Raw genomic sequence first — 24,141 nt, forward strand, 5'->3', positions numbered from 1 at the left:
ATGACAACGCGTATCGAACACGACCTACACGGTGATGAACGGCTTTCCGACCAAACGTGGTACGGCATTCAGACCCTGCGCGCGTTGCGTCACTTCAACATCACTGGGGTGCCTATTCACCATTTCCCAGATCTGATCAACACCTTAGCGACGGTCAAAGAGGCGGTTGCGTTTACGCGCTTTGAATCAGGCCATTTGAGCGAGCAAAAGTTCAAAGCGATTTCCCAAGCCTGCTTGCGCATCCGTTTGGGCGAGCTGCACGATCAGTTTGTTGTAGACCTGATCCAAGGCAACGCTGCCGAAGCAACCAATACCAACGCTAACGAAGTGATCGCCAACTTAGGTTTATCCATCTTAGGTCAGCAAAAAGGTCAGTATCAGTTTTTGCACCCAAGCTCGGACGTCAACCAAGGTTGCACAGGCACCGCCTTGTACCGCATTGCATCGCGCCTGTCGGTCGCACTCAGCCTTCAAGCACTGCAACATGCACTGGGCTCAATGAGCCGTCGTTTAGCCCAAAAAACCGGCAATGCCGCAAGCGTCATCCCGCTGCATCGCCCAAAGACATCAGCCTTAAATGAGCTTCTCAACAATGTGCATACGCGCTTAAGCGCCGAGCTGGCCACCAGCACAGCGGTGTTTGAACAACTGTGCACACTGCATATCGACGAAGAGCATCTAAGCCTGCAGACCGGTGTGGGGTATTGCCAATCGCCCTCCCAAACCTTTGTTGCCCAGTTAGCTCGCATCAGTGAGCTTGCGGTAACGCATACCGATTCGCCCGATTACAACCCTAATACGGCGTTCCTTGAGCTGTCATCGATTCAAGCAAGAACCGCGATGCTGCTCAGCGAAATGAGCGCAACACTTGAGCCTTACCTCCAACAGAGCGGTTCGGCTCTTACCGCAAGTGCCGCCACTGATGCGATCCATCAGACCGCGTTGCAGATTGCCGGAAGTGAAGCATCCATTAAAATGGCTTCACAGAGCCCTGCACACTTAAGCCGCCAAACAGAGCCGGTGATGGTGTACAACCTGCTGAACGCCACCAAGATGTTAACGGCTGCGATCTACATGCTTGATCACCGTTGTCTGAGAACGCTCGACAACACGGCGCCATCCATCAGCGATCTTCGTATCGCAGGCTTAGACCCACTGATTCAAAGTCAGGCACCGATCTTGCACGATTCTGTTCTGGATAACGCGTACGCTCACCGAGCGCACACTCACCAGAATCAGCCGATGGAAAAAGCACTATGAACTCAAAACTCTTAATCATTTACACGGGCGGCACCATCGGCATGCGCCCCTCTGAGCAAGGCTACGCACCTAACGGTAACTTTGCCGACCTGATGGTCGAATCTCTGAATGCGACGGCGTACTCTGCGCTGGCTCCGTTTGATCTGATTGAGCTACCAAGCCTCATCGACAGCGCCAACATTCAACTGTCCCACTGGGAAGCGTTGGCACAACTCGTGGTGGATCACTACGACGATTACGATGGGTTTGTGATTTTACACGGCACCGACACCATGGCTTACACCGCGTCGGCGCTGTCTTTTATGCTGGAAGGGCTGGATAAGCCGGTTGTCTTCACCGGATCACAAATTCCACTATCCCAACCCCGAAGTGACGCCATCAACAATGTGCTGAATGCGGTTGCCTTTGCGCGTAACCCACAGCTCACTGAGGTGGCGATCCTATTTGATAACTACCTGTTCCGTGGCAACCGGTCCAGCAAAGTCCATACATCGGCTTTACGTGCGTTTAACTCGCCAAACTGCGAACCGATCGGCCATGCCGGAATCGAGGTCAGTTACTTTACGCACTCGGCTCTGCCGGCCACCAATAAAGCGTTTGAGATTCCAACCCTCAAACCGTGCGTCAGCCAATTGCATCTGTACCCTGGCATCAGTAATAACGTGATTGATGCCGCATTATCGGCACCCAACATTCGTGGTGTGATCATGAGCAGCTTCGGCGCAGGCAACCCGCCAGACAGCAACCCACACTTGATGGAAGCGCTTGAAAACGCACGCGCCCGTGGTGTGATCATTGTGAATTTAACGCAGTGTCATGCCGGCGAGGTCATTCAAGGCGCTTACGCAACCGGGGCTCGTTTGAATCAGCTGGGGATTTTACCTGGCAATGATATGACGCTGGAAGCTGCGTACACCAAGTTATTGATTTTGCTCTCGCGTGGATTAAACGAAGAGCAGATCAACACCGCTTTCCTCCATCCATCTCGTGGGGAAATGACACCCTAGTGTGTTTTGCTCGGCTAACCAATTAGCCTTCGGCCGGGGCTTAATCCTCTCTCACTGATTAAGCCCCGGTTTTTTTAAGTTACGCTAAGGCTTTCAGCCTTGGGATCTCGATGGCCGGACACCGATCCATCACTACATCCAATCCGGCTAAATGCGCACGCTGAGCCGCCTCTTCGTTAATCACGCCTAACTGCATCCAAACAGCGCCTGCGCCCACGTGAATGGCTTCATCCACAACGCCACCCGCATCCACAGCGTTTCGAAAGATATCCACAAGGTCGATGGGATGTTCTATCTCATCCAGCGAAGCATACACACGCTGGCCCAGAATCTCAGAACCGGCTTGCGATGGGTTAACCGGGTAAACGGTGTAGCCCTCGTTGATCAAGAAATGCATCACTTGATAGCTCGCACGATGCGGCTTTGGGCTTGCGCCAACCAGTGCGATCGTACGGGTACGCTCGAGCACGGTACGAATGGTGTCTTGATCGCTCATGAGGACTCCTTGAGTGTTGGGTTACAGATTGGACACGCAGGATCACGTTTGAGTTTCAATGTACGCCACTGACCGTATTTCGCGTCATACACCTGCAAGCGTCCCATCAAGGTTTCGCCCAACGGCGCCAAAACTTTAAGCGCTTCAAGCGCCTGCATGGATCCAATCACGCCCACCAAAGGAGACAGGACACCCGCTTCAGAGCACGTGAGCTGCTCCTCTTGATCCGGTGGATACAAACATTGATAACATGGGCTTTGATCATCGGCTGCATTAAACACACTGATGTGGCCTTCCATCCGAATCGCGGCGCCCGACACCAAAGGGGTCTTAGTGCGCACACAGCAGCGGTTTACGATAAAGCGCGTTTCAAAGTTATCGGTGCAATCCAGCACAACATCCGCTTGATCAACCCGCTCTAAAAGCGCGGTCTCATCAAGGCGTTGATCACAGGTTTCAACGTGCGTATCAGGGTTGATCGCCAGAATAGCGGCTTTAACGGAGGCCACTTTACTGGCACCAATGCGATCAGTTGTGTGGGCGATTTGACGCTGAAGGTTACTCAAATCCACATGGTCATCATCAATGATCTCCAGAGTACCCACCCCAGCCGCCGCTAGGTAGAGTGCCGCGGGGCTACCCAAACCACCCGCACCGATGATCAGCGCTCGGCTGTTAAGCCATGCAAGCTGACCTTCAATATCGACATCCCCCAACATGATTTGTCGGCTGTATCGCAGTAATTGCTGATCGTCCAATGTATCCATGCCTGTGCTCTTACTCATGGTGCGGTTGATGATTGCGTGTTATGGCTCCGCTTGCCAACACCCAAAGGTGACCCGATCATTCCCGCCATAATCTTGCTCGGTACGCACCAAGCCAAACCCCGCCGCGACCAGTCGATCTCGTACGACCGCGCCTTGGTCATACCCATGTTCAAACATGAGCCATGCCCCAGAGTGTAAATAGTTTGGCGCATGATCAATGATGGTCTCGATATCGGCCAAACCGTGGCGATCTGCTATCAGTGCGGTTTTCGGCTCAAAGCGTACATCGCCTTGATCCAAATGCGGGTCTTCTGGGTCAATGTACGGCGGATTACTGACAATCAGATCAAAGCGTCCCGACACCTCACTGAACCAGTCGCTTTGGATGACGCACGCGTTAGATAACCCCAAACGCGTACGATTACGTTCTGCCAGCGCAACGGCACCCGGCATAAAATCAACCGCGGCCACCTGCCATTGTGGCTGCTCTGAGGCAAGCGCCAGCGCAATGGCACCGGTGCCCGTGCCTAAATCCAGCACAGTGGCGTTTTTGGGCAACGAAAGCGCTAGGGCCTGCTCGACTAAGCATTCGGTATCGGCTCGGGGGATCAGGGTATCGGGGGACACTTCCAGATCAAAGCTCCAGAACGCGCGATAACCCAGAATATAGGCGATGGGCTCGCCCTGCTTGCGACGCTCAATCATGCGATCCAGCTCGCCCACTTGCGAATCCGTTAACGACTTGTCAGGCCAAGTACGAAGGTAGGTGGACGAGCACGCCAACAAGTGACACAGGCAGTGCTCGATATCCACTTTTGCAGAATCACTGACCGCGCTAAGCTCTGTTGCTCGGCCAAGCGCATCAGCAATCGTTAGACTCATTCCGATAACTGCCCAAGCTGCTCAGCTTGGTATTCTTGCAGCAATGGATTGATCACCTCGCCAAGCTTACCTTCCATCACCTCATCCAACTTGTAGAGGGTAAGGTTGATGCGGTGATCGGTCACACGACCTTGAGGATAGTTGTAGGTACGAATGCGCTCGGAGCGGTCACCACTGCCCACCAAGCTCTTACGCTCAGAGGCTTGTGATTTAGCCAGTTTTTCATCTTCGGCCGCTTGCAGTCGAGAAGCCAACAGCCCCATCGCTTTCGCACGGTTCTTGTGTTGCGAGCGCTCCTCTTGGCACTCGACCACTACACCGGTCGGGATGTGGGTAATCCGAATCGCGGAATCCGTTTTGTTAACGTGCTGACCACCGGCACCTGAGGCGCGGAAAGTATCGATGCGTAAATCGGCTTTATTGATCTCGATCGCTGCAGCTTCGTCCATCTCAGGCATCACTGCAACGGTACACGCCGAGGTGTGGATACGCCCTTGTGATTCGGTTTCAGGGACACGTTGCACACGATGAGCTCCCGACTCAAACTTAAGCTGGCCGTATACACCCTCACCCACCACGCGGGTGATCAACTCTTTATAGCCGCCGTGTTCACCTTCGTTTTCACTGAGGATCTCAATACGCCAGCCTTGTGTTTCGGCGTATTTGGAGTACATGCGGAACAGGTCACCCGAGAAGATCGCCGCCTCATCACCGCCGGTACCCGCACGGATCTCAAGGAAGGCGCTTCGACCATCGTTCGGATCCTTCGGTAAGAGGTGAATTTGCAGCTCGCCTTCCAGACGTTCGATCTCGTCTTTGGCGCTAGCAAGCTCCTCTTTACCCATCTCGCGCATGTCCGGATCGCTGTCTTGCAGCATCATCTCGGCTTCTTCAAGGTTGCTCTCGGCTTGTTCAAATGCTTTAAAGCACTGAATCACCGGCTCAAGCTCGGCGTACTCTTTGGAATATTCACGGAAACGGTTTTGATCTGTGATCACACCCGCATCACTCAGCAGCGCTGATAATTCTTCAAAACGATCGACCAGCTTTTCAAGCTTAGTGCGAATAGACTCTTTCATAGTTATCCGTTATTGGAATCGGTAAGGTTAAATAGCTGCTGAGCGGCCTCTAGAAGATCGTCCCGACCTTCGGCACTGGCTTTGCGTAGCTCAATGGTTGGGTAATGCAGCATTTTGTTGGTTAAGCGCCGAGCCAATTCCGCAATCACCTGCTCTGCGGACTGACCCTTTTCAAGCTGTTTCAGCGCTTGTGCAATTTCATCATCACGTACGGACTCGTACTGACCACGCAGAGCCGTCACGGTATCAACCGCCGCCAACGAACGCAGTTGGCGCATAAATTCATCAGTGCCTTCACCAATGATCTCCTCCGCTTCCCGAGCGGCGTTTTCACGTGAGCGCTGGTTCTCTTCGATCACTTCACGAAGATCATCCACCGTATACAGATAAACATCGTCCAACTCCGCGACTTGCGGCTCGATGTCACGCGGTACCGCGATATCCACCATAAAGATGGGGCGATGTTTGCGTTTTTTCAACGCCGCTTCTACCGCGCCTTTACCCAAGATAGGCAGCTGGCTGGCCGTCGATGCAATCACAATATCCGCTTGCGGCAAGGCGTCTGGAATATCCCCCAGCAGCACCGCATGACCATCAATCTCGTTGGCTAAATCAAGGGCTCGGTTCAGTGTTCGGTTTGCCACGGTAATGGAGCGCACTCCGGCATTTTTAAGGTGACGTGCAACAAGCTCAATGGTTTCGCCCGCGCCGATGAGCAACGCCTTACTGTCTCGAAGGTCTGTAAAGATATGCTGTGCCAAACTTACGGCCGCATACGCAACGGACACCGGATTCTCGCCAATGGCGGTATCGGTTCGTACTTTTTTAGCCACCGAAAACGTCTGCTGAAACAGCCGACCCAATTCAGCGCCCAAACACCCATGCTCTTGAGATAACGTAAACGCCGATTTTAACTGCCCTAAAATTTGCGGCTCGCCCAACACCAACGAATCCAAACCGCTGGCAACACGCATCATGTGCCTTGCGGCATCGTCTTCTTGGTGCATGTACAAACAGGCTTTTAGATCATCCAGGCTGACGTTGTGGTAGCGGCTCAGCCACTGCAGGAGTCCATTAATGGCTTGATCCTGTTGGGTGGCATCCGAAGAGCAATACACTTCCATCCGGTTGCAGGTGGATAAAATCGCGACCTCTTTTAGCGCGGCGTGCTCTTTTGCGGCCGCAAGGGCGTCCACCAATTGCTCAGGCGTAAATGCAACGCGCTCTCGAACGGCGACAGACGCTGTTTTATGATTGATACCCAGAGCAAGGAGAGACATCGACTTCGTTCACTACACGGACAGAGACGGTTTAACGAGCCGCCAATGATACACGCTAATAGGCTAAAACAGAAAACATCCCATGCACTCAACTCTTGATACAGATCTTTCCATTTTCGCTTTCAACGCCGTTTTCCTCTAAAAATTCTGTAATTCAGGATTGGAACCAATCCCTTGTAATCCAGACTAAACTGGTTTGAAAGCCAGTGACATCGTGCGATCAATTACTTATAGTCGAATGATCACCTAAAGGATCGACAGCGGATTGTGTTTAAAAACGCCTTTTTCATCGCCAGCCTAAGCGTTGCGTTACTCTCAGGCTGCAGTGTGGTTCCTAAAAGCAGCGAACCCTCTTTAGATTACCTATCACCGCCAGCTCAATACACCAAGGGCGAGCTGAACGGAGAGACCGTCTTTGATATTTTGGTGGCCGAAATGGCCGGACATCAAAGACGTTTCGACATCGCTTTAGATAAGTATTTAAAACAAGCGGACCTGACGGGCGACCCAGAGATCATTCGCCGCGCAACACGCATCGCCCAATTCAGCAAAGACCAAGCCTCTCTTGAGGAGGCGGCGCGCATCTGGGCAAAACACGAGTCAAACAGCCCTGAGCCTCAAGAACTGCTCGCTGGTTTGTACATCCACCAAGGCCGTTTCGACGATGCGATCCCATACATCACTCAGGCACTTAACCAGCAGGGGCGTCAAATTCTGTTCTTGCTGAACACTCAAGCGCGCGCCATGAGTCCTGAGGTTGCTCAGCAATTTGCCGCACCGGTACAGCAGCATCTGGCCGCAAGCGCAAACGAGCCGGACACTTGGATGACGCTCGGTATTTTGCAACGCCAAGCCCGTCAAAATGAGGCGGCACTTGCAAGCTTTAACCAAGCGCTGCGCTATAAACCCAGCTTTACTGAGGCCAGTGTTCAGAAAGCCGACCTATTACGCGACATGGGCAAAACCCAGCAATCACTGGCGATTTTGGATCAGTTGCTTAAAAAAGACCCTGATAACAAACAACTGTCTTTGTTGAAAATACAGTCCCTTTATAAAGCCGACCGACCTAAGCCTGCGGTAAAACTCAGTCAGACCTTGATCGAAAACCAAGCCGACGATGAGCAACTGCACCTGTACTTGGCTTTGCTGGCATTGGATTACAACCAGCTTGATGACAGCCAAAAAATGCTGCGCGATGTTGTACACCATGGCACAAACACGGCACCTTTCTTCTATTTGGGCCTGATTGCCGAGCAACAAGACCGCAATGAAGATGCGATTCGCCAGTACTTAAAAGTCAGCGAAGGCAAAAACGTGCTTCAAGCCTACACCCGTGCTGCAGCCTTGATGGATACCGATGATGATCAAGAACGCCTAACACTGGCGCTTGAAGAAGGCATCAATCAGCACCCATCCCTTGCACCCGATCTGATTCAGCTGCAAGCCGATTGGCTACGTCAGCACGGCCGACTGAGCGATGCGATCCACATCCTGAATCAGGGGATTGAGCTATACCCAGACGATTTAGGTCTTCGCTACATGCGCGGAATGATCTTACCTCAAGAGCAGTTCCCGCTGGCGGAAACCGACTTTAAGTTCATCATTGATCAAGACCCAGACAACGCCATGGCCTTAAACGCCTACGGCTATACGCTGGTGATTTACACAAACCGCTACGAAGAAGCGTATCAGCTGCTGGACCGAGCCATTAAGCTTAAACCCGAAGAGCCCGCCATCATCGACTCTCTGGGGTGGGTGTTGTACAAACTCAACCGTTTGGATGAAGCCGAAGCTTACCTTAAGAAAGCCTTTGCACTGTACCGCGACCCCGAAGTGGGCAGTCACTTAGTGACGGTACTGGCGGCACAAAACAAATGGCCAGAGGCCAAAGCGCTCTTTACGGCGTTGCAATCTGAATTTCCGGGCGACCCGCACCTGTCGTCCGTACAAGATGCGTTACAAGGACATTAATCGACCATGCTGTTTTCCCGCGTTACCCTTCGTACTTTGCTTGCTGTCCCTACCGCATTGGCTATTTTATTTTTAGCAGGCTGCTCCTCTTTTACTCAAAAAGATGCTTCGGATACCCCTTCAACCAGCTGGGAAAGCTACCAAGCCGAAGCCGAGGCGTTTGATCAGTTCACACTTAACGGCAAAATCGGCATTCGCACCGAGTCTGACTCGCAAACCGCCACCTTTGATTGGCTTCAAGATGATCAGGCTTACACCATCCGTTTCAAAGGCCCACTTGGACAAGGTGCAGCCGAAGTCAGTGGTGACCAATACTACGCAACTCTGCTCATTGCCGGCGAGCCACCCTTGCAAGCCGCCACCCCAGAAGAGTTACTGGCACTGCGCCTTGGTTGGGCACTGCCTGTTCGCCAAGCTACTTACTGGATCAAAGGTTTACCCGCCCCAGACAGCAAGTACAAAGCAGAATATGAAGACAATCGCCTGTCACAGTTAAAACAACTGGGATGGGATATCGAATACAGCCGTTATGTCGACCTTACGCAACAAACGACCGCTGGTGTGCCTAGCACCTTGCCCGGTAAAGTGATCTTCAAACGCGATGATCTGACACTCACCTTGATTCTGCGCCAATGGATGCCAATCGCCCCCTAGCGGACAAATTTCAATTTTGGGTTGACCTCATACCAACTTTTTAAGAAAATACTGGCCTTCTTCAGGGAGCATTCCTGAGTATGCAGGGGTATAGCCAAGCGGTAAGGCAACGGGTTTTGATCCCGTCATGCGTTGGTTCGAATCCAGCTACCCCTGCCAACCTATTTAAAGAACTCCCACATGATCTCCAATGCTGAACAGTCCGAGAAGGTACTTTCCATGTCTAAAATGATGGTATTCACTGGGAATGCTAACCCAGATCTTGGTATGAAGGTCGTAGAACGACTCGACATTCCAATGGGTAAAGCGCATGTTGCACGCTTCAGCGATGGAGAAGTCAGCGTAGAAATCCAAGAAAACGTTCGTGGTAAAGACGTTTTCATCATCCAATCCACGTGCGCACCGACCAACGACAACTTAATGGAGTTGATCGTAATGGCGGACTCTTTGCGTCGTGCATCGGCGGCTCGTATCACAGCGGTTGTACCTTACTTTGGTTACGCCCGTCAGGACCGTCGCCCGCGCTCTGCTCGTGTGCCTATTAGCGCTCGCGTTGTTGCGGACATGATGACAACAGTAGGTTTTGACCGTCTGTTAACGGTTGACTTACACGCTGACCAAATCCAAGGGTTCTTCTCTATCCCTGTGGATAACGTTTATGGCTCACCTGTACTGCTGGACGACATTGTTGATCAGCAATACGAAAACCCGATGATTGTATCCCCGGACGTAGGCGGCGTTGTACGTGCACGTGCGGTGGCAAAACAGCTGGATTGCGATCTGGCCATCATCGATAAGCGTCGTGAGCGCGCCAACGAATCACAGGTAATGAACATCATCGGTGATGTTCAAGACCGTACCTGTATTCTGGTTGATGATATGTGCGATACCGCCGGCACCTTGTGTAAAGCGGCTAAAGCGTTGAAAGACAACGGCGCCGCTCGCGTTATCGCTTACGCTACACACCCTGTACTGTCAGGCCCAGCCATCGATAACGTAATCAACTCTCAATTGGATGAGTTGGTTGTGACAGACACTATTCCTCTGTCACCAGCCGGTCAAAAGTGCGACAAAATCCGCACACTAACCATGGCACCGATGCTGGCTGAAGCCGTACGTCGCGTGTGTAACGAAGAATCCATCAGTGCAATGTTCCGCTAATTGCAGAGCATTCACTGAACACACCCCGAAAGGGAATTGACCGAATCATCGGTCGTAATGATGCTGCAAGGCTCTGGTCGCGGGGTTTTGCAGCTTATTTATTTTTAGAAGGTATTAAACCATGTCAAATTTCGTAGTTAATGCTGCTGCCCGTAACGATCAGGGGAAAGGTGCGAGCCGCCGCCTGCGTCGTGAAGGCCTAGTTCCTGGTGTCGTATACGGCGGTTCTGAGCCAGCTGCGGTTTCTTTAGAAAACCGTGAACTGGTTAAGCAACTGGAAGACGATCGCTTTTACTCTTCTATTCTGAACCTGAAAGTAGGTTCTGAAGAGACTCGCGTAATCCTGAAAGACCTGCAACGTCACCCATCTAAGCCTGTTATCCTGCACGCTGACTTCCAGCGCGTAAACGACGACACTAAGATCAAGATCAAAGTACCTGTTGCTTTCGTAAACTTCGAAAAATCAGCACCTGCTAAAGCAGCGGCTAAATTCGCAGTTGAAGCAAACGTTGTTGAGATCACTTGCTTGCCTAAAGATCTGCCAGAACAAGTAAGCGTTGACCTGTCTCAAGTAGAAGCAGGCCAAATCCTTCACTTGTCTGACATCGCTCTGCCAGAAGGTGTTGAGATCGCAGCTCTGCGTCGCGGTGAAGACCACGACCAAGGCATCGGTTACGTTTACTCTCCTCGCGGTGCTCGCGCGGCTAAGTAAGCCTAAACGACCAGACATACCGGCATGAACGATCGGATTCAGTTAATTGTTGGCCTTGGTAACCCCGGGGCTCAATACGACCAAACCCGCCATAACGCCGGTGCCGAGTTTGTTGAGCAGCTTGCTGCTCAACAACTCACCTCCCTCCAACCGGAAAAGAAGTACTTTGGTCTTTATGGCAAAGCCATGATTAACGGCCAACCGGTTCATTTGCTGATACCCACGACTTTTATGAATCTAAGTGGGCAATCCGTCTCTGCGCTTGCTAATTTTTTTAAGATTCCACCCCAAAGCATTTTGGTCGCTCATGATGAGCTTGACCTACCACCGGGTGTTGCGCGTTTCAAAAAAGGCGGTGGCCATGGCGGTCACAACGGCCTAAGAGACATCATCAGCAAATTGGGAAACAACAAAGATTTTTATCGCCTTCGTTTAGGTATTGGCCATCCAGGCAATGCTAAAGCGGTTGCGAATTTCGTACTCAATAAAGCCCCTATCTCTGAGCGCCAGCGCACTCAAGACGCCATCGACGAATCGTTACGCTACACCTCTTTGGCGATTGAGGGAGAATGGGCGAAAGCCATGAATCAGCTGCACAGCTTCAAAAGCGAATAAAGGTAAAGATATGGGTTTTAAATGCGGTATTGTTGGCCTACCTAACGTCGGCAAATCAACACTCTTCAATGCTCTGACCAAAGCCGGTATCGATGCTGAGAACTTCCCGTTCTGCACCATTGAACCCAACTCTGGCGTCGTACCTATGCCGGACCCGCGCCTAGACGCTTTAGAAGCCATCGTAAAACCAGAGCGCGTTGTGCCAACCGCTATGGAATTCGTTGACATCGCAGGCTTAGTTGCTGGCGCATCAAAAGGTGAAGGTCTGGGTAATAAATTCCTGGCGAACATCCGTGAAACCGACGCCATCGCACACGTTGTACGCTGCTTCGAAAACGAAAACGTCATTCACGTTGCCAACAAAATCGACCCGATTGCTGACATCGAGACCATCAACCTCGAACTCGCACTGGCCGACCTAGACTCCTTGGAAAAACAACTTCAACGCGTTCAGAAATTGGCTAAAGGCGGTGACAAAGAGTCTGTCCGCGCTAAAGAATTAATGGAAAAGCTGATTCCGCATCTGGAAGAAGGCAAGCCTGCTCGCTCTGTGACACTCACCGATGACGAGTTAAAAGTGGTAAAAGGCTTCCACCTGCTGACCATCAAACCAACCATGTACATTGCTAACGTGGATGAAGATGGCTTTGAAGACAACGAACATTTAGAAAAAGTCCAAGCTCTAGCAGCCGAAGAAGGCGCCCAAGTGGTTGCGATCTGCAACAAGCTGGAATCGGAAATCGCCGAGCTGGATGATGAAGAGCGCTTAGAATTCTTGAACGACCTTGGCATGGAAGAACCAGGCCTTGACCGTGTTATCCGCGCTGGCTACCAGTTACTTGGCTTGCAAACTTACTTCACGGCAGGGGTTAAAGAGGTTCGTGCATGGACCGTTCAGATCGGTGCAACGGCGCCTAAAGCAGCCGCTGTTATCCACACCGACTTTGAAAAAGGCTTTATCCGTGCCGAAGTGATCAGCTACGCTGATTTCATCGAATACAACGGCGAACAAGGTGCAAAAGATGCCGGAAAATGGCGTCTAGAAGGCAAAGAATACATCGTCCAAGACGGCGATGTCGTGCACTTCCGCTTCAACGTTTAAGCACATATCCACACTTCAAAAAGCCAGGCACTGACCTGGCTTTTTTCGTTTTCACCTAGCTTGCGCCCTTGGTAAGTCGATTTTCCCCTTTAAGGTTAAAAAACCGTAAGTTAAGGAAAAATCCTGCGTCAAAAGGGTTGACACATTTCTAAAAAAAGAGAATAATTCGCGCCTCGATTGCATGGCAATGTAGCTCAGTTGGTTAGAGCAACGCATTCATAATGCGTGGGTCGCAGGTTCGAGTCCCGCCATTGCCACCATTGCAGGGGTATAGCCAAGCGGTAAGGCAACGGGTTTTGATCCCGTCATGCGTTGGTTCGAATCCAGCTACCCCTGCCAATCGACCTTAATTTTAGGCAATGTAGCTCAGTTGGTTAGAGCAACGCATTCATAATGCGTGGGTCGCAGGTTCGAGTCCCGCCATTGCCACCATTGTAGGGGTATAGCCAAGCGGTAAGGCAACGGGTTTTGATCCCGTCATGCGTTGGTTCGAATCCAGCTACCCCTGCCATCTTCTTCTCTCCTTCTCTGATCTTCCCAAGACTGACAGCCGTATTTAAACAGGTTACACTTAGTCGATTGTTATCCCGGATGGATAAGGAAGTTAAGCATGATAGAGGCAACAACCACATCTGACGCACTGCTCCAGCGCTTGTCGAATCAGCGCCAGCAACGTCTTCGTAAGAATGTGCAAATGTTGTTTCTGGGCCTACGCCCTGAAGAAATGGACCCCATAATTTCACTGCTGCGCGGCGCACGTCTTGCTCCACGCGGTCGTCAAATCATTACCCAGCAAGAGTTTTTGGATGCTTTGTCCGAGCGCTCGTGGGATTTGCTCATCTGCACACAAGACCGAGACGATTTTACGGCGAAACACGCCATTCATCATTTAAAGCGTCTTGATAAAGATATCCCTGTGATCCAGTTAGTGCCGCATGCCGACAGCCGTTTGCTGTTACAAGGCTTAAAAAGCAACATGCAGGCTGTGGTTCCACTGGATGAAAAAGAGCTCCTGTTAATCACCATTCGTCGCGAACTCGATAACCTTGAGAGCCGCCGTCGGATGCGCCAAGCCGAAGCGATGCTCAACGAGGCGGAAAAGCGTTGCCGCACACTGATGGAGAAATCCACACTGGCGATCGCCTACTTTGATCATCAAAAACTCCTGCTGGCCAACAACAGCTTTTCAAGCATTTTCGGCTACGAAGAACCTGAAAAACTTAAAGGCAAACTCCTTGAGCAATTCGTGGTTCAGGAAGATCGTGACGAGCTTAACGAGCAGCTCAAAACCTTTGTTGATAGCAAACTGAAAGAACTGATTTTCCAGCTGACCGCAAGACGCATCGATGATTCGCAATTTAGTGCACACATTGAGCTTCAAGAAGCACGCTATCAAGATCAGGCCTGCATTCAGGTAACGGTACGTGCCGAATCCATTCCGGAGGCCGCTAAAGAGTTTAAAGAGCACGACCCTATTTCCGGTCTGTACAACGCTGAATTCATGTTGCGTCGTCTTGATGAGACGCTACAGTCCGCTCTGGATGGCGGTCATGACTGCAACCTTTTGTACATCAAGGTGGATCATTTCAATAAAGTCCGCTCCGAGATGGGCAACGATGCCAGCAGCCATTTGATTCGTGATCTTGCCGATGTCATCAAAACCGAGATCAACCCCGTCCATATCAAAGGTCGCTTGGTCGATAACGGTTTCTTACTGATTTTCCAAGACCCTAGCACCGAAAAAGCCCAAGCCTTGGGGAAAAAGCTGTGCGATGCGTTTAACGAGATTACCTGTGTGTTCCAGCAACATACGTTGCCAACCAGCTGTTCGGTGGGCATTGCCGCCATCACCGATGGCGCACCCGGTACGCATCAGGTTGTGGAGCGCGCTCGTTTAGCCGCAGAGAGCGTTAAAAACGGCAATGGTGTTATGGTGTTCGTACCTGAGAAAACCGCATCAGGCACCTCTGACAACCGTCAGCTCGCCGCGATGAAACAAGCCGTTGCTAACCAGCAGTTTAAGCTGCTGTTCCAGCCGATTGTACCGCTCTCTCATGGCACCGACCGCAGCCATTACGAAGTGCTACTCCGATTGATCGATGATGAGCAAAACGTGCTCTCACCGGCTCTTTTTTATGAAGCACTGGAAGATCAAGAGCTCAACATTATGATGGACCGCTGGGTCATCTCCGCGTCCATTAAACGTCTGCGTGAAGAGCTGAACCGCAATCTGCAACATCGCCTGTTCATTAGTCTCTCTGAACGCACGTGGCGAGATCCGGAACTGCTCAACTGGCTGGCCACATTGCTTCGGGAATACCGAATCCCAGCGAATCACATCGTCTTCCAGCTCAGCGAAAGTGAATGTTCGACGCACCTCAATCACGCGAAGATGCTGGTTGCGAACCTGAAAAAGATCAGCTGCCAAGTGTGCATCAAGCACCACGGCTCATCTCCCAACTCGGAGCAGACCTTAAAGCAGCTTCCAGCGGATTACATTAAGCTCGATGGTGCCATTATTCAGGACTTAGCAAATGAAGCACCGGAGTCCACCGCGTTTGATGAACAGATCGAAGCCCTTAAAGATCGTGGCTTAATCACCATCGCACCTTTGGTTGAAAACCCCAAAGTGATGGGCCGCTTATGGCGCTCTGGAGTGGGGCTGATTCAAGGCTACTACCTGCAGGAGCCGCGCGAAGAGATGCGTTACGATTTCTTTGAGCACGACCAAGCCAACTAAAGCATCCGTTTTACAGAGTTAAAAAAACCAGCCCTTGGCTGGTTTTTTATGCAACACTCAAACTTACGAGAAGTCGCGGTCGGTAAAGCCGATTAGGTATAAAATGCCATCCAACCCCAGTGTCGAGATCGACTGCTTGGCACTTTGACGCACCAAAGGCTTCGCACGGAACGCGATACCTAGGCCCGCCGTTGAGAGCATCGGCAGGTCGTTCGCACCATCACCCACAGCGATGGTTTGCTCAAGACGAATACCCTCTTTAGCGGCGATCTCTTTAAGTAGTTCCGCCTTACGGTCACCATTCACAATCGTGCCTTTGACTTCACCAGTTACCACGCCATCAACGATGTCCAGCTCATTTGCGTAGACATAATCAAAGCCAAGCTTTCGCTGAAGCCCTTGTGCAAAGTACGTAAAACCGCCCGATAAAATCGCCGTTTTGTAACCCAATGCCCGCAGGTTCGAGACCAGCTTTTCAGCCCCTTCGGTCAATGGCAAACGCTCGGCTATGCGCTCCAGCACGGAGGCATCCAAGCCTTTTAACAAACCAACACGACGCTTAAAGCTCTCGTTAAAGTCGATTTCACCGCGCATGGCCGCTTCGGTGATCTCTACGACTTGATCACCTACGCCTGCTTCTTTTGCCAGCTCATCGATCACTTCCGCCTCGATCAGGGTCGAATCCATATCGAAGACAACCAAGCGGCGGCTGCGACGAAAGACATTATCCTCTTGAAAGGCGATGTCCACGTCCAGCTCACTGGCGGTGTTAAGAAACTCACGACGCAATTGATCCATGTCGCCGCTTGCACCGCGTACCGAAAATTCAACGCAGGCTTTTTGCTGATCGACATCCACATCGTCTTTTAGGGAAACACGGCCAGACAAACGCGTAATCTTATCGATGTTTAAACCGTGCTTGGCAGCAATGTCGGTAACGGTCGCAATGTGAGATGAGGTGATCTTGCGTGCCAAAAGCGTAATGATGTGACGCGATTTACCTTGCGCGTCCACCCACTGCTCGTAGTCCGCCTCCGATACCGGCTGAAACTTCACCTTCATATCCAACTCGTGCGCTTTAAACAGCAGGTCACGCAACAAAGGCGATGCTTCAGACGCCTCTTTAGGCACTTCAACCAAGATGCCTAAGGATAAAGTGTTGTGAATCACCGCTTGGCCAATGTCCAAGATGTTTACTTGAAAACCGGCAAGAATCTGAGTGATTGAGGAGGTAACCCCTGGCTTATCTTCGCCAGAAATGGTCAGCAGGATGATCTCTTTCATCGAAAAACGTATACCACTTGTGATGGATAAAGAATGGGGGCGATTATATCAGACCCCCGATTCATTCGGCACCGATCTATCAACGACGTTTACGCGTCGCAGGCTTGGTGCTTTTACGAGCCGTACGCTTTTTGGCCTTATTGCTTTTCCCTTTGCTGCCACGTCCCGCTAAATTAGCCACCTCTTGCTCGGCCGCAGAAAGCGCACGCTTCAAAGGGTCGGCTTCTGTCGCGGCCGCTTGCGCCTTACCGCGCCCTTTCGGGGCATTTTTGGCCGGTGCCTGAGTACGAGTACCGCCTTTAGCTGGTCGATTACGATCCGCAGCTTGGGATGGTCCAGCCCCTTTGCGTTGACGCGTGCCTTTTTTAGGCGCGTCATCCGATGGGCCGATCTTTCCTTTGGCCAGAAGCTCGCGCTTACTGAGTTTTTTTGCGCTCTCTTTGCGCTTTTCCAGTAACTCGACCAACTCGAAATCGATCTTACGATCATCCAAGTTTACGTTGGCGACTTGAACCCGCAATCGATCACCCAGTTTGAAGACTTTACGCGTACGTTCACCCACCAAGCGCTGCTTAGCCGCATCAAAGTGATAGTAATCGCTTGGTAAGCCGGTAATGTGGATCAGCCCTTCAACGAAAACAGACTCAAGCTCCACAAACAAACCAAAGCCCGTCACGGCCGACACGACACCATCGTACTCGCTGCCCACATGGTTTTGCATGTACTCACATTTGAGCCATGACATCACATCACGCGTCGCATCATCGGCACGACGTTCTGTCATTGAGCAATGCTCGCCCAACTGAACCATCTGCTCTGTGTTGTAGCGGTACGCAAACGCTGGGTTCTTCTCAAAAATATCTGGACGCTTGATGGTGCGCTTTTGACTATCCGAGTGGATCATCGCCCGAATCGCGCGGTGTACCAGCAAGTCAGGGTAACGGCGAATCGGCGAGGTAAAGTGCGTGTACGCCGTGTACGCCAAGCCAAAGTGACCGTTGTTCTCTGGGGTGTAGACCGCTTGCGCCATGGAGCGCAGCATCATGGTCTGGATGATGTGACGATCCGGACGCTCTTCAATGGCTTCAGCCAAGGCTTGGTAGTCCGATGGATCTGGTTCTTCGCCACCTGGCAGATTTAAGCCAAGTTCACCTAAGTAAGCACGTAGATTTTCAAGACGCGCGGCTTTGGGGCCATCGTGAACACGGTACAGCGTCGGGATATCGGCCGTGGATAAGAAGCGCGCCGTCGCGACGTTTGCACACAACATGCACTCTTCAATCAGCTTGTGCGCATCGTTACGCACCACAGGAACGATCTTATCGATCTTACGCTGATCGCTGAACAGAATGCGCGTTTCGGTGGTATCAAAATCGATAGCGCCACGCTGCTCACGCGCGCCACGAAGCGCATGATACAAGTCATGCAAAGTTTCTAAGTGCGGCACAACGGTTTGATATTCACCGCGTAACGCCTGCGCCTCGTCGGTGTCTTTCTCCATCAGCATCTTACCCACTTTGGTGTAGGTCAAACGCGCTTTGGAGTTGATCACCGCCTCGTAAAACTGATGGCCCGACAGGTTACCCGCTTCACTGATGGTCATTTCACAGACCATGGCCAAACGATCCACTTTCGGATTCAATGAGCACAAGCCGTTCGAAAGAAGCTCCGGCAGCATCGGTACCACAAACTCTGGGAAGTACACCGAGTTACCGCGCTTATGCGCTTCGATATCCAAGGCTGAACCTGGGCGAACATACCAAGACACATCGGCAATCGCGACCCATAAACGCCAGCCACCGCTGCGTTTACGCTCGGCAAAGACCGCATCATCAAAGTCTTTCGCATCTTCACCGTCGATGGTCACCAAAGGCAGATCACGAAGGTCCACACGATTGGTTTTCGCCGATTCCTCGACTTCGGGCTTTAGATCGCCGATCTCTTGCTTGACCTCGTCAGGCCACTCGTTCGGGATATCATAATTGTGAATCGCAACGGTGATCTCCATCCCAGGCGCCATATGATCGCCCAGTACTTCAATGACTCGACCCTGTGGCATGTTGCGCTTACCAGGTTGCTGCGTCAGTTCAAGAACGACAAGCTGGTCGTTTTTATACACCAAACCGCTTTCAGGGTCGGCAATCACCATAATCTGTTGCGTGATACGCTGGTTTTCAGGTTGCAGATGCCCAAAGCCATCCTTGCCCTTAAATCGACCCACCAGTTTCGTGGTGCAGTGCTCTAACACCTCTACGATTTTACCTTCTCGGCGACCACGTTGATCCACACCGATCTCTTGCACCACAACACGGTCGCCATCAAAGACCTGACGCATTTGGCGCGGGCTCAAGAAGAGATCATCCCCGCCTTTTTCGGGCTGAACAAAGCCAAAACCATCACGATGGCCAATTACTCGACCCGGGATCAGATCCATCTTACGAAGCAAGCAGAACTCGTTCTTACGATTCGACATCAGCTGTCCGTCACGACACATCGCTTTTAAGCGACGCGATACCGCCTCGACGGAATCCTCACCGGCCACATTCAGCTCTTGGCATAAACGGGCGTGGCTGATCGGTTTACCCCACTGGTGCAAGAAGTCCAGCATGTACTCCCGGCTTGGGACAGGGTTATCGTATTTTTGTGCTTCTCTGATCGCTTCTGGATCTTGATCCTTCCAATCGTTCTTCATCAAATCTTAGTTCCATGCAAACTGCGCTTGAGACACAGTATGGGATAAAAACAAACAGGCCGGCAAGATGCCGGCCTGTGTAAAGCAGGTTAAGGGACTTCGTCCATTGCCTCTGGGTCCTCTTTTGGCGGTGGCATCAGGTCCTCTTTCGAGATACTCAGCATCACCAAAAGGTTTGCCGCAACATAAATGGATGAGTAAGTACCCACGGTAATGCCCACTAGCAAGGCCATCGAGAAGCCTCGAATCATTTCGCCACCAAACACAGCCAGCGCCACCAACACCAACAAGGTGGTTAAGGAGGTCATCAAGGTACGTGCCAACGTCTGCGTCAATGAGATGTTAATGATCTCAGGTGGTTCGCCTTTACGGACTTTACGGAAATTCTCACGAATACGGTCAAACACAACAATGGTATCGTTCAACGAGTAACCGATGACCGCCAAGACGCCTGCCAGTACCGTAAGGTCAAACTCCAAATTAAAGATGGAGAAGAAGCCCAGCGTGATGATCACATCGTGCGCCAGTGCCATTACCGCCCCAAGCGAGAACTTAAACTGGAATCGGAACGCCACGTAAACCATGATCATAAAGAGCGCAAGCAACAGGCCTAAACCGCCCTGTTCACGCAGCTCTTCACCTACCTGGGAGCCGACAAACTCGTTACGACGAAGCTCTACTGTTTGCTCTTCACCTTGTTGAAGCGCGGTAAGAACCTTATCACCCAGTTTCGGATCATGATCGGCGCCTAAGCGGATCAAGACATCGTTTGCCGAACCAAACGTTTGAACAACCGCGTCTTCAAACCCTGCGTCATGCAGCTTATCGCGAATCGACGAGAGATCCGCATCGCTTTGGTACGCGACTTCAACCAAGCTACCGCCGGTGAAGTCCAAACCAAAGCGCAAACCGTTGACTGCCAATGAGGCGATCGAAGCGATCAACATAGCCGCTGACAGGATGAGGGCCAGTTTACGCAGGCCCATGAAGTTATAGATTTTGATGTTCTCAGCCATCTTCATGCACCTTAAATTGATAACTTCTTGATCTTACGACCGCCATACACCAGGTTAACCAGTGCACGCGTGACGACAATCGCTGTGAACATTGAGGTGATAATACCGACCGACAGTGTCACCGCGAACCCTTTTACAGGCCCCGTACCCATCGCAAACAGAATCACCGCCGCCAACAAGGTTGTGATGTTGGCATCGAAGATGGTCGTAAAGGCACGCTCAAAACCGGCATGGATCGCAGACTGCGCTGGCACCCCGTTTTTAAGCTCCTCTTTTATCCTGGCAAAGATCAGTACGTTGGCATCCACCGCCATACCTACTGTTAATACGATACCCGCAATACCCGGTAAGGTCAGAGTCGCCGACAGAATCGACATCACCGCCACCAGCAAGAGTAAGTTAGCGCACAGGGCAATGTTCGCTAAAAGACCGAACATACGGTACACAGCCAACATGAAGACCAGAACCAGTGCAAAACCGATTTGGACAGACAACACACCTTGCTTGATGTTTTCAGCACCCAAGCTTGGACCAACGGTACGTTCTTCTACGAAGTAGATCGGCGCAGCCAAGGCTCCGGCACGCAGTAAGAGCGCCAACTCAGACGATTCACCCGCCCCATCAAGGCCAGTGATTCGGAATTGATTACCCAAAACGGACTGGATTGTCGCCAAAGAGATGATCTTTTTCTCGACGTACGCTATACGTTTTTCGGTCGACTGACCGTCTACGTTTTCTGTGATGGTGCGCTGTTTGTGTTCAACAAACAACACGGCCATACGACGCTTAACCGCATCGCGTGTGGTGCGATTCATCAACTGACCGCCTTTCGCATCCAATGTAATGGACACCTGAGGCTGACCGTTTTCATCAAAGCCTGCTTGCGCATTGGATACGCTGGACCCTGTGATGATGATGTCTTTTTCTAGCGTTGCACGGCGATTTTGCTCACTGCGAAACTCGTACGTTTCGGTGTTTGCACGGTTCTCGCTGGCCGTCGCTTCTAGACGAAACTCAAGGTTAGCCGTTTTACCAATGATACGCTTCGCTGCAGCCGCATCTTGAACACCCGGCAGCTGAACCACAATTCGGTTACGACCCTGGCGCTGCACCAGAGGCTCCGCAACACCCAGCTCGTTCACACGGTTACGCAGAATCGTCAGGTTTTGCTTAATGGCGTAATCTTCAATCTCACGCAGAGTTTGCTCGGTGAGATTGACGACCACAAAGAAGCTGCCGTCTTTATCTTCTGTCGTCACCAAAAACTCGGTGTAATCACGACGCAACAAGTTTTGCGCTTGATCACGCGCTTCGGCATCGACAAATTTAACCGACAGGCTGCCATCATCGTTGTGCTCTACCGCTCGGTAACGCAAGCGCTCTTCACGCAGCTTGGTTTTGATCTCCGAGACATACACATCCAAACGCTGGCCAACTGCTTGCGCCATATCCACTTCCAACAGGAAGTGAACACCGCCACGCAGGTCAAGACCTAACTTCATAGGGCCTGCGCCAACGTCGGTTAACCATTCAGGGGTGGTAGGGGCTAGGTTCAAAGCCACCACGTAATGCTCGCCCAGTAAGTTAGCAATCACTTGCTTGGCTTTAAGCTGCGCATCGGCGTCGTTTAATCGAATTAAGGCGCTGCCTTGTTCGACTTCAGCGGCTTTGAAAGGAATGTTCTCACGTGTCAGTGCGGCCTTTACATTATCCAGTTCGGCCTGATCCACCGTGTAAATATCACGGCTCCCCGATACCTGAACAGCATAGTCTTCTGGAAAGAAGTTGGGTGAGGCATACAAACCTCCCAGCAACAGAACCAGAACAATCAGGATGTTTTTCCACAGAGGATAGCGGTTGAGCATGGTGCCCGTCCTTTATACAAACGAAAACGCCACACTAAGGTGGCGTTGTTAAATCACGGTGACTTAGATGCTTTTTAAAGTGCCTTTCGGCAGTGCAGCAGCAACGTGCACTTTTTGGAAGGTCAGTTCTGAGCCTTCGCTGACTTCCAGTACTACGTAGTCGTCGTTTTGTTTAACAACTTTACCTACGATACCGCCAGCGGTCAGTACTTCGTCGCCTTTTGCTAGGTTGTTCACCAGGTTTTTGTGTTCTTTAGCGCGTTTCGCTTGTGGACGCCACATAAAGAAGTAAAAGATCAGACCGAAGCCCAACAGGAAGATGATATTGAAAATACCCGAATCAACCGGTTGGCCTGCAGCACCTTCAGCAAAGGCTGGTGAAATGAAGAAGCTCATTTTTTCTCCCGAAACAACAATTAATTATCAGTTTTCATTAGTTGCTAAAGGCGGCACTTCAAGCCCCCTTTTGGCGTAGAATTCAGTTACAAAGGCGTCCAATTTACCCTGTTCAATTGCCTCGCGCAAACCGGCCATCAAGCGTTGGTAATAACGCAGATTGTGGATGGTGTTCAGTTGCGATCCGAGGATCTCGTGGCATTTATCCAGATGGTGCAGATAGGCGCGGCTGAAGTTCTGACACGTGTAACAATCACAGGTTTCATCCAATGGACGAGTATCTGTCTTATTGGAGGCATTTCTGAGTTTTACAACCCCAGTGTCGGTGAATAAATGACCGTTTCGTGCATTACGTGTTGGCATAACGCAGTCAAACATATCCACACCACGACGCACGCCTTCCACCAGATCTTCAGGTTTACCCACACCCATCAGGTAACGAGGCTTATCTTCTGGCATTTTGTACGCCAGATGATCCAATACCTTGATCATCTCATCTTTAGGTTCACCTACCGATAAGCCACCGATGGCGTAACCATCGAAATCGATCTCGGTAAGGCCCGCTAAGGACTCGTCACGAAGGTGTTCATACATGCCGCCTTGAACAATACCGAACAAGGCCGAAGGGCTGTCACCATGTGCTTCTTTGGAGCGCTTCGCCCAGCGCAGCGATAGACGCATCGATTTTGCAGCTTCCTGCTCCGTCGCAGGGTATGGCGTGCACTCATCAAAGATCATCACAATATCGGAGCCAAGGTCTTTTTGGACCTGCATCGATCTTTCAGGGTCGATAAAGACTTTTGAGCCGTCCACTGGGGATTGGAAGGTTACGCCCTCTTCGGTGATTTTGCGCATTTTACCCAAGCTGAACACTTGGAAACCGCCCGAGTCCGTTAAGATAGGGCCCTTCCACTGCATAAAGTCGTGCAGATCGCCGTGTTGCTTGATGATGTCGGTGCCTGGGCGCAACATCAAATGAAACGTGTTGCCCAAGATGATGTGTGCACCAATCTCTTCGACATCGCGCGGTAACATTCCCTTCACAGTGCCGTAAGTCCCCACCGGCATAAAGGCCGGTGTCTCAACAACACCACGCGGGAAGGTTAAACGTCCACGACGCGCTTTACCCTGGGTTGCCAGGGTTTCAAATTGCATAAAACAG

20 protein-coding genes and 5 tRNA genes are annotated in these 24,141 nt (G+C 51.4%); 14 read left to right on the forward strand and 11 right to left on the reverse strand.

Annotated features, from left to right (window positions below; all coding sequences use genetic code 11):
- Positions 1 to 1,260 carry a lyase family protein gene (locus ACXAF9_RS04640; RefSeq protein WP_475071035.1) on the forward strand — a complete coding sequence of 420 codons (1,260 nt, stop codon included), beginning with the start codon at positions 1 to 3 and terminating at the stop codon, positions 1,258 to 1,260.
- Positions 1,257 to 2,267: an asparaginase gene (locus tag ACXAF9_RS04645; protein ID WP_475071036.1), complete on the forward strand. Its 1,011-nt coding sequence runs from the start codon at positions 1,257 to 1,259 to the stop codon at positions 2,265 to 2,267. Before ACXAF9_RS04640 ends, ACXAF9_RS04645 begins: the two co-directional genes overlap by 4 nt.
- Before the next feature lie 79 nt (positions 2,268 to 2,346).
- Here the strand turns inward: ACXAF9_RS04645 and ACXAF9_RS04650 are convergent, their stop codons facing one another.
- From ACXAF9_RS04650 to hemA, 5 genes are read right to left on the reverse strand one after another with little or no spacing between them, the layout of a single operon-like run.
- A complete protein-coding gene (locus ACXAF9_RS04650) occupies positions 2,347 to 2,763 on the reverse strand; it encodes a CoA-binding protein (protein ID WP_475071038.1) in 417 nt (138 codons plus the stop codon).
- Entirely contained in the window at positions 2,760 to 3,530 is a 771-nt protein-coding gene (locus ACXAF9_RS04655) for a HesA/MoeB/ThiF family protein (RefSeq protein ID WP_475071041.1), read from the reverse strand. The genes ACXAF9_RS04650 and ACXAF9_RS04655 overlap by 4 nt, the downstream gene beginning before the upstream one ends.
- Before the next feature lie 39 nt (positions 3,531 to 3,569).
- The gene (prmC, locus tag ACXAF9_RS04660; RefSeq protein WP_475071043.1) at positions 3,570 to 4,412 is read right to left on the reverse strand and encodes a peptide chain release factor N(5)-glutamine methyltransferase; all 843 of its coding nucleotides are present in this window, start codon (positions 4,410 to 4,412) and stop codon (positions 3,570 to 3,572) included.
- On the reverse strand, positions 4,409 to 5,491 hold the full coding sequence (gene prfA, locus ACXAF9_RS04665; RefSeq protein WP_475071045.1) for a peptide chain release factor 1: 1,083 nt from the start codon (positions 5,489 to 5,491) through the stop codon (positions 4,409 to 4,411). The genes prmC and prfA overlap by 4 nt, the downstream gene beginning before the upstream one ends.
- 2 nt (positions 5,492 to 5,493) lie before the next feature.
- Complete coding sequence (hemA, locus tag ACXAF9_RS04670; RefSeq protein WP_475071047.1) at positions 5,494 to 6,771, reverse strand: glutamyl-tRNA reductase; 1,278 nt, start codon at positions 6,769 to 6,771, stop codon at positions 5,494 to 5,496.
- Positions 6,772 to 7,038: 267 nt separating this feature from the next.
- On the opposite strand from hemA, the gene ACXAF9_RS04675 reads away from it, so the two are divergent.
- The 12 genes from ACXAF9_RS04675 (at position 7,039) to ACXAF9_RS04730 (ending at position 15,726) form a co-directional block, all read left to right on the forward strand.
- Positions 7,039 to 8,742, forward strand: a complete 1,704-nt coding sequence (locus ACXAF9_RS04675; protein ID WP_475071050.1) for a tetratricopeptide repeat protein — start codon at positions 7,039 to 7,041, stop codon at positions 8,740 to 8,742.
- A gap of 6 nt (positions 8,743 to 8,748) precedes the next feature.
- On the forward strand, positions 8,749 to 9,396 hold the full coding sequence (gene lolB / locus ACXAF9_RS04680; RefSeq protein ID WP_475071054.1) for a lipoprotein insertase outer membrane protein LolB: 648 nt from the start codon (positions 8,749 to 8,751) through the stop codon (positions 9,394 to 9,396).
- Between the two features lie 84 nt (positions 9,397 to 9,480).
- Positions 9,481 to 9,555 (forward strand) — tRNA-Gln (locus ACXAF9_RS04685).
- A gap of 60 nt (positions 9,556 to 9,615) precedes the next feature.
- Positions 9,616 to 10,557 carry a ribose-phosphate pyrophosphokinase gene (locus tag ACXAF9_RS04690; RefSeq protein ID WP_475071058.1) on the forward strand — a complete coding sequence of 314 codons (942 nt, stop codon included), beginning with the start codon at positions 9,616 to 9,618 and terminating at the stop codon, positions 10,555 to 10,557.
- A 121-nt stretch (positions 10,558 to 10,678) separates the two neighbouring features.
- Positions 10,679 to 11,269 (forward strand): 50S ribosomal protein L25/general stress protein Ctc, encoded by a 591-nt coding sequence (locus ACXAF9_RS04695; RefSeq protein WP_475071060.1) that lies wholly within the window; start codon positions 10,679 to 10,681, stop codon positions 11,267 to 11,269.
- 24 nt (positions 11,270 to 11,293) lie between these two features.
- Positions 11,294 to 11,884: an aminoacyl-tRNA hydrolase gene (pth, locus tag ACXAF9_RS04700; protein WP_475071062.1), complete on the forward strand. Its 591-nt coding sequence runs from the start codon at positions 11,294 to 11,296 to the stop codon at positions 11,882 to 11,884.
- Positions 11,885 to 11,894: 10 nt separating this feature from the next.
- Entirely contained in the window at positions 11,895 to 12,986 is a 1,092-nt protein-coding gene (gene ychF / locus ACXAF9_RS04705; protein ID WP_475071064.1) for a redox-regulated ATPase YchF, read from the forward strand.
- A 183-nt stretch (positions 12,987 to 13,169) separates the two neighbouring features.
- Positions 13,170 to 13,246: transfer RNA gene (locus ACXAF9_RS04710), tRNA-Met, on the forward strand.
- A 4-nt stretch (positions 13,247 to 13,250) separates the two neighbouring features.
- Positions 13,251 to 13,325, forward strand: a tRNA-Gln gene (locus ACXAF9_RS04715).
- 16 nt (positions 13,326 to 13,341) lie between these two features.
- Positions 13,342 to 13,418: transfer RNA gene (locus tag ACXAF9_RS04720), tRNA-Met, on the forward strand.
- 4 nt (positions 13,419 to 13,422) lie between these two features.
- Positions 13,423 to 13,497: transfer RNA gene (locus ACXAF9_RS04725), tRNA-Gln, on the forward strand.
- Positions 13,498 to 13,596: 99 nt separating this feature from the next.
- A complete protein-coding gene (locus ACXAF9_RS04730) occupies positions 13,597 to 15,726 on the forward strand; it encodes an EAL domain-containing protein (protein WP_475071067.1) in 2,130 nt (709 codons plus the stop codon).
- Between the two features lie 63 nt (positions 15,727 to 15,789).
- On the opposite strand, the gene serB is transcribed toward ACXAF9_RS04730, so the two are convergent.
- The 6 genes from serB to tgt all read right to left on the reverse strand — a co-directional run bounded on the left by serB (position 15,790) and on the right by tgt (position 24,134).
- The gene (serB, locus tag ACXAF9_RS04735; protein WP_475071069.1) at positions 15,790 to 17,010 is read right to left on the reverse strand and encodes a phosphoserine phosphatase SerB; all 1,221 of its coding nucleotides are present in this window, start codon (positions 17,008 to 17,010) and stop codon (positions 15,790 to 15,792) included.
- Between the two features lie 79 nt (positions 17,011 to 17,089).
- Positions 17,090 to 19,702 (reverse strand): ribonuclease R, encoded by a 2,613-nt coding sequence (gene rnr, locus ACXAF9_RS04740; RefSeq protein ID WP_475071071.1) that lies wholly within the window; start codon positions 19,700 to 19,702, stop codon positions 17,090 to 17,092.
- Positions 19,703 to 19,791: 89 nt separating this feature from the next.
- Positions 19,792 to 20,718: a protein translocase subunit SecF gene (gene secF, locus ACXAF9_RS04745; RefSeq protein ID WP_475071075.1), complete on the reverse strand. Its 927-nt coding sequence runs from the start codon at positions 20,716 to 20,718 to the stop codon at positions 19,792 to 19,794.
- A gap of 11 nt (positions 20,719 to 20,729) precedes the next feature.
- Positions 20,730 to 22,583, reverse strand: a complete 1,854-nt coding sequence (gene secD, locus ACXAF9_RS04750; RefSeq protein WP_475071077.1) for a protein translocase subunit SecD — start codon at positions 22,581 to 22,583, stop codon at positions 20,730 to 20,732.
- A 63-nt stretch (positions 22,584 to 22,646) separates the two neighbouring features.
- A complete protein-coding gene (yajC, locus tag ACXAF9_RS04755; RefSeq protein WP_475071079.1) occupies positions 22,647 to 22,979 on the reverse strand; it encodes a preprotein translocase subunit YajC in 333 nt (110 codons plus the stop codon).
- A gap of 27 nt (positions 22,980 to 23,006) precedes the next feature.
- A complete protein-coding gene (tgt, locus tag ACXAF9_RS04760; protein WP_475071129.1) occupies positions 23,007 to 24,134 on the reverse strand; it encodes a tRNA guanosine(34) transglycosylase Tgt in 1,128 nt (375 codons plus the stop codon).
- Between the last annotated feature and the right edge of the window lie 7 nt (positions 24,135 to 24,141).

It is taken from the genome of Neptunomonas sp. ABH4_499 (genome assembly GCF_056160565.1).

Excerpts from the sequence above, each read along its gene's own strand:
- ACXAF9_RS04695 (WP_475071060.1), top strand. The coding sequence starts at position 10,679 with ATGTCAAATTTCGTAGTTAATGCTGCTGCCCGTAACGATCAGGGGAAA.
- prmC (WP_475071043.1), bottom strand. The coding sequence starts at position 4,412 with ATGAGTCTAACGATTGCTGATGCGCTTGGCCGAGCAACAGAGCTTAGC.
- yajC (WP_475071079.1), bottom strand. The coding sequence starts at position 22,979 with ATGAGCTTCTTCATTTCACCAGCCTTTGCTGAAGGTGCTGCAGGCCAA.
- ACXAF9_RS04645 (WP_475071036.1), top strand. The coding sequence starts at position 1,257 with ATGAACTCAAAACTCTTAATCATTTACACGGGCGGCACCATCGGCATG.
- ACXAF9_RS04650 (WP_475071038.1), bottom strand. The coding sequence starts at position 2,763 with ATGAGCGATCAAGACACCATTCGTACCGTGCTCGAGCGTACCCGTACG.
- pth (WP_475071062.1), top strand. The coding sequence starts at position 11,294 with ATGAACGATCGGATTCAGTTAATTGTTGGCCTTGGTAACCCCGGGGCT.
- secF (WP_475071075.1), bottom strand. The coding sequence starts at position 20,718 with ATGGCTGAGAACATCAAAATCTATAACTTCATGGGCCTGCGTAAACTG.
- rnr (WP_475071071.1), bottom strand. The coding sequence starts at position 19,702 with ATGAAGAACGATTGGAAGGATCAAGATCCAGAAGCGATCAGAGAAGCA.
- tgt (WP_475071129.1), bottom strand. The coding sequence starts at position 24,134 with ATGCAATTTGAAACCCTGGCAACCCAGGGTAAAGCGCGTCGTGGACGT.
- lolB (WP_475071054.1), top strand. The coding sequence starts at position 8,749 with ATGCTGTTTTCCCGCGTTACCCTTCGTACTTTGCTTGCTGTCCCTACC.
- ACXAF9_RS04655 (WP_475071041.1), bottom strand. The coding sequence starts at position 3,530 with ATGGATACATTGGACGATCAGCAATTACTGCGATACAGCCGACAAATC.
- secD (WP_475071077.1), bottom strand. The coding sequence starts at position 22,583 with ATGCTCAACCGCTATCCTCTGTGGAAAAACATCCTGATTGTTCTGGTT.
- ACXAF9_RS04640 (WP_475071035.1), top strand. The coding sequence starts at position 1 with ATGACAACGCGTATCGAACACGACCTACACGGTGATGAACGGCTTTCC.
- prfA (WP_475071045.1), bottom strand. The coding sequence starts at position 5,491 with ATGAAAGAGTCTATTCGCACTAAGCTTGAAAAGCTGGTCGATCGTTTT.
- ychF (WP_475071064.1), top strand. The coding sequence starts at position 11,895 with ATGGGTTTTAAATGCGGTATTGTTGGCCTACCTAACGTCGGCAAATCA.
- serB (WP_475071069.1), bottom strand. The coding sequence starts at position 17,010 with ATGAAAGAGATCATCCTGCTGACCATTTCTGGCGAAGATAAGCCAGGG.
- ACXAF9_RS04730 (WP_475071067.1), top strand. The coding sequence starts at position 13,597 with ATGATAGAGGCAACAACCACATCTGACGCACTGCTCCAGCGCTTGTCG.
- ACXAF9_RS04690 (WP_475071058.1), top strand. The coding sequence starts at position 9,616 with ATGTCTAAAATGATGGTATTCACTGGGAATGCTAACCCAGATCTTGGT.
- hemA (WP_475071047.1), bottom strand. The coding sequence starts at position 6,771 with ATGTCTCTCCTTGCTCTGGGTATCAATCATAAAACAGCGTCTGTCGCC.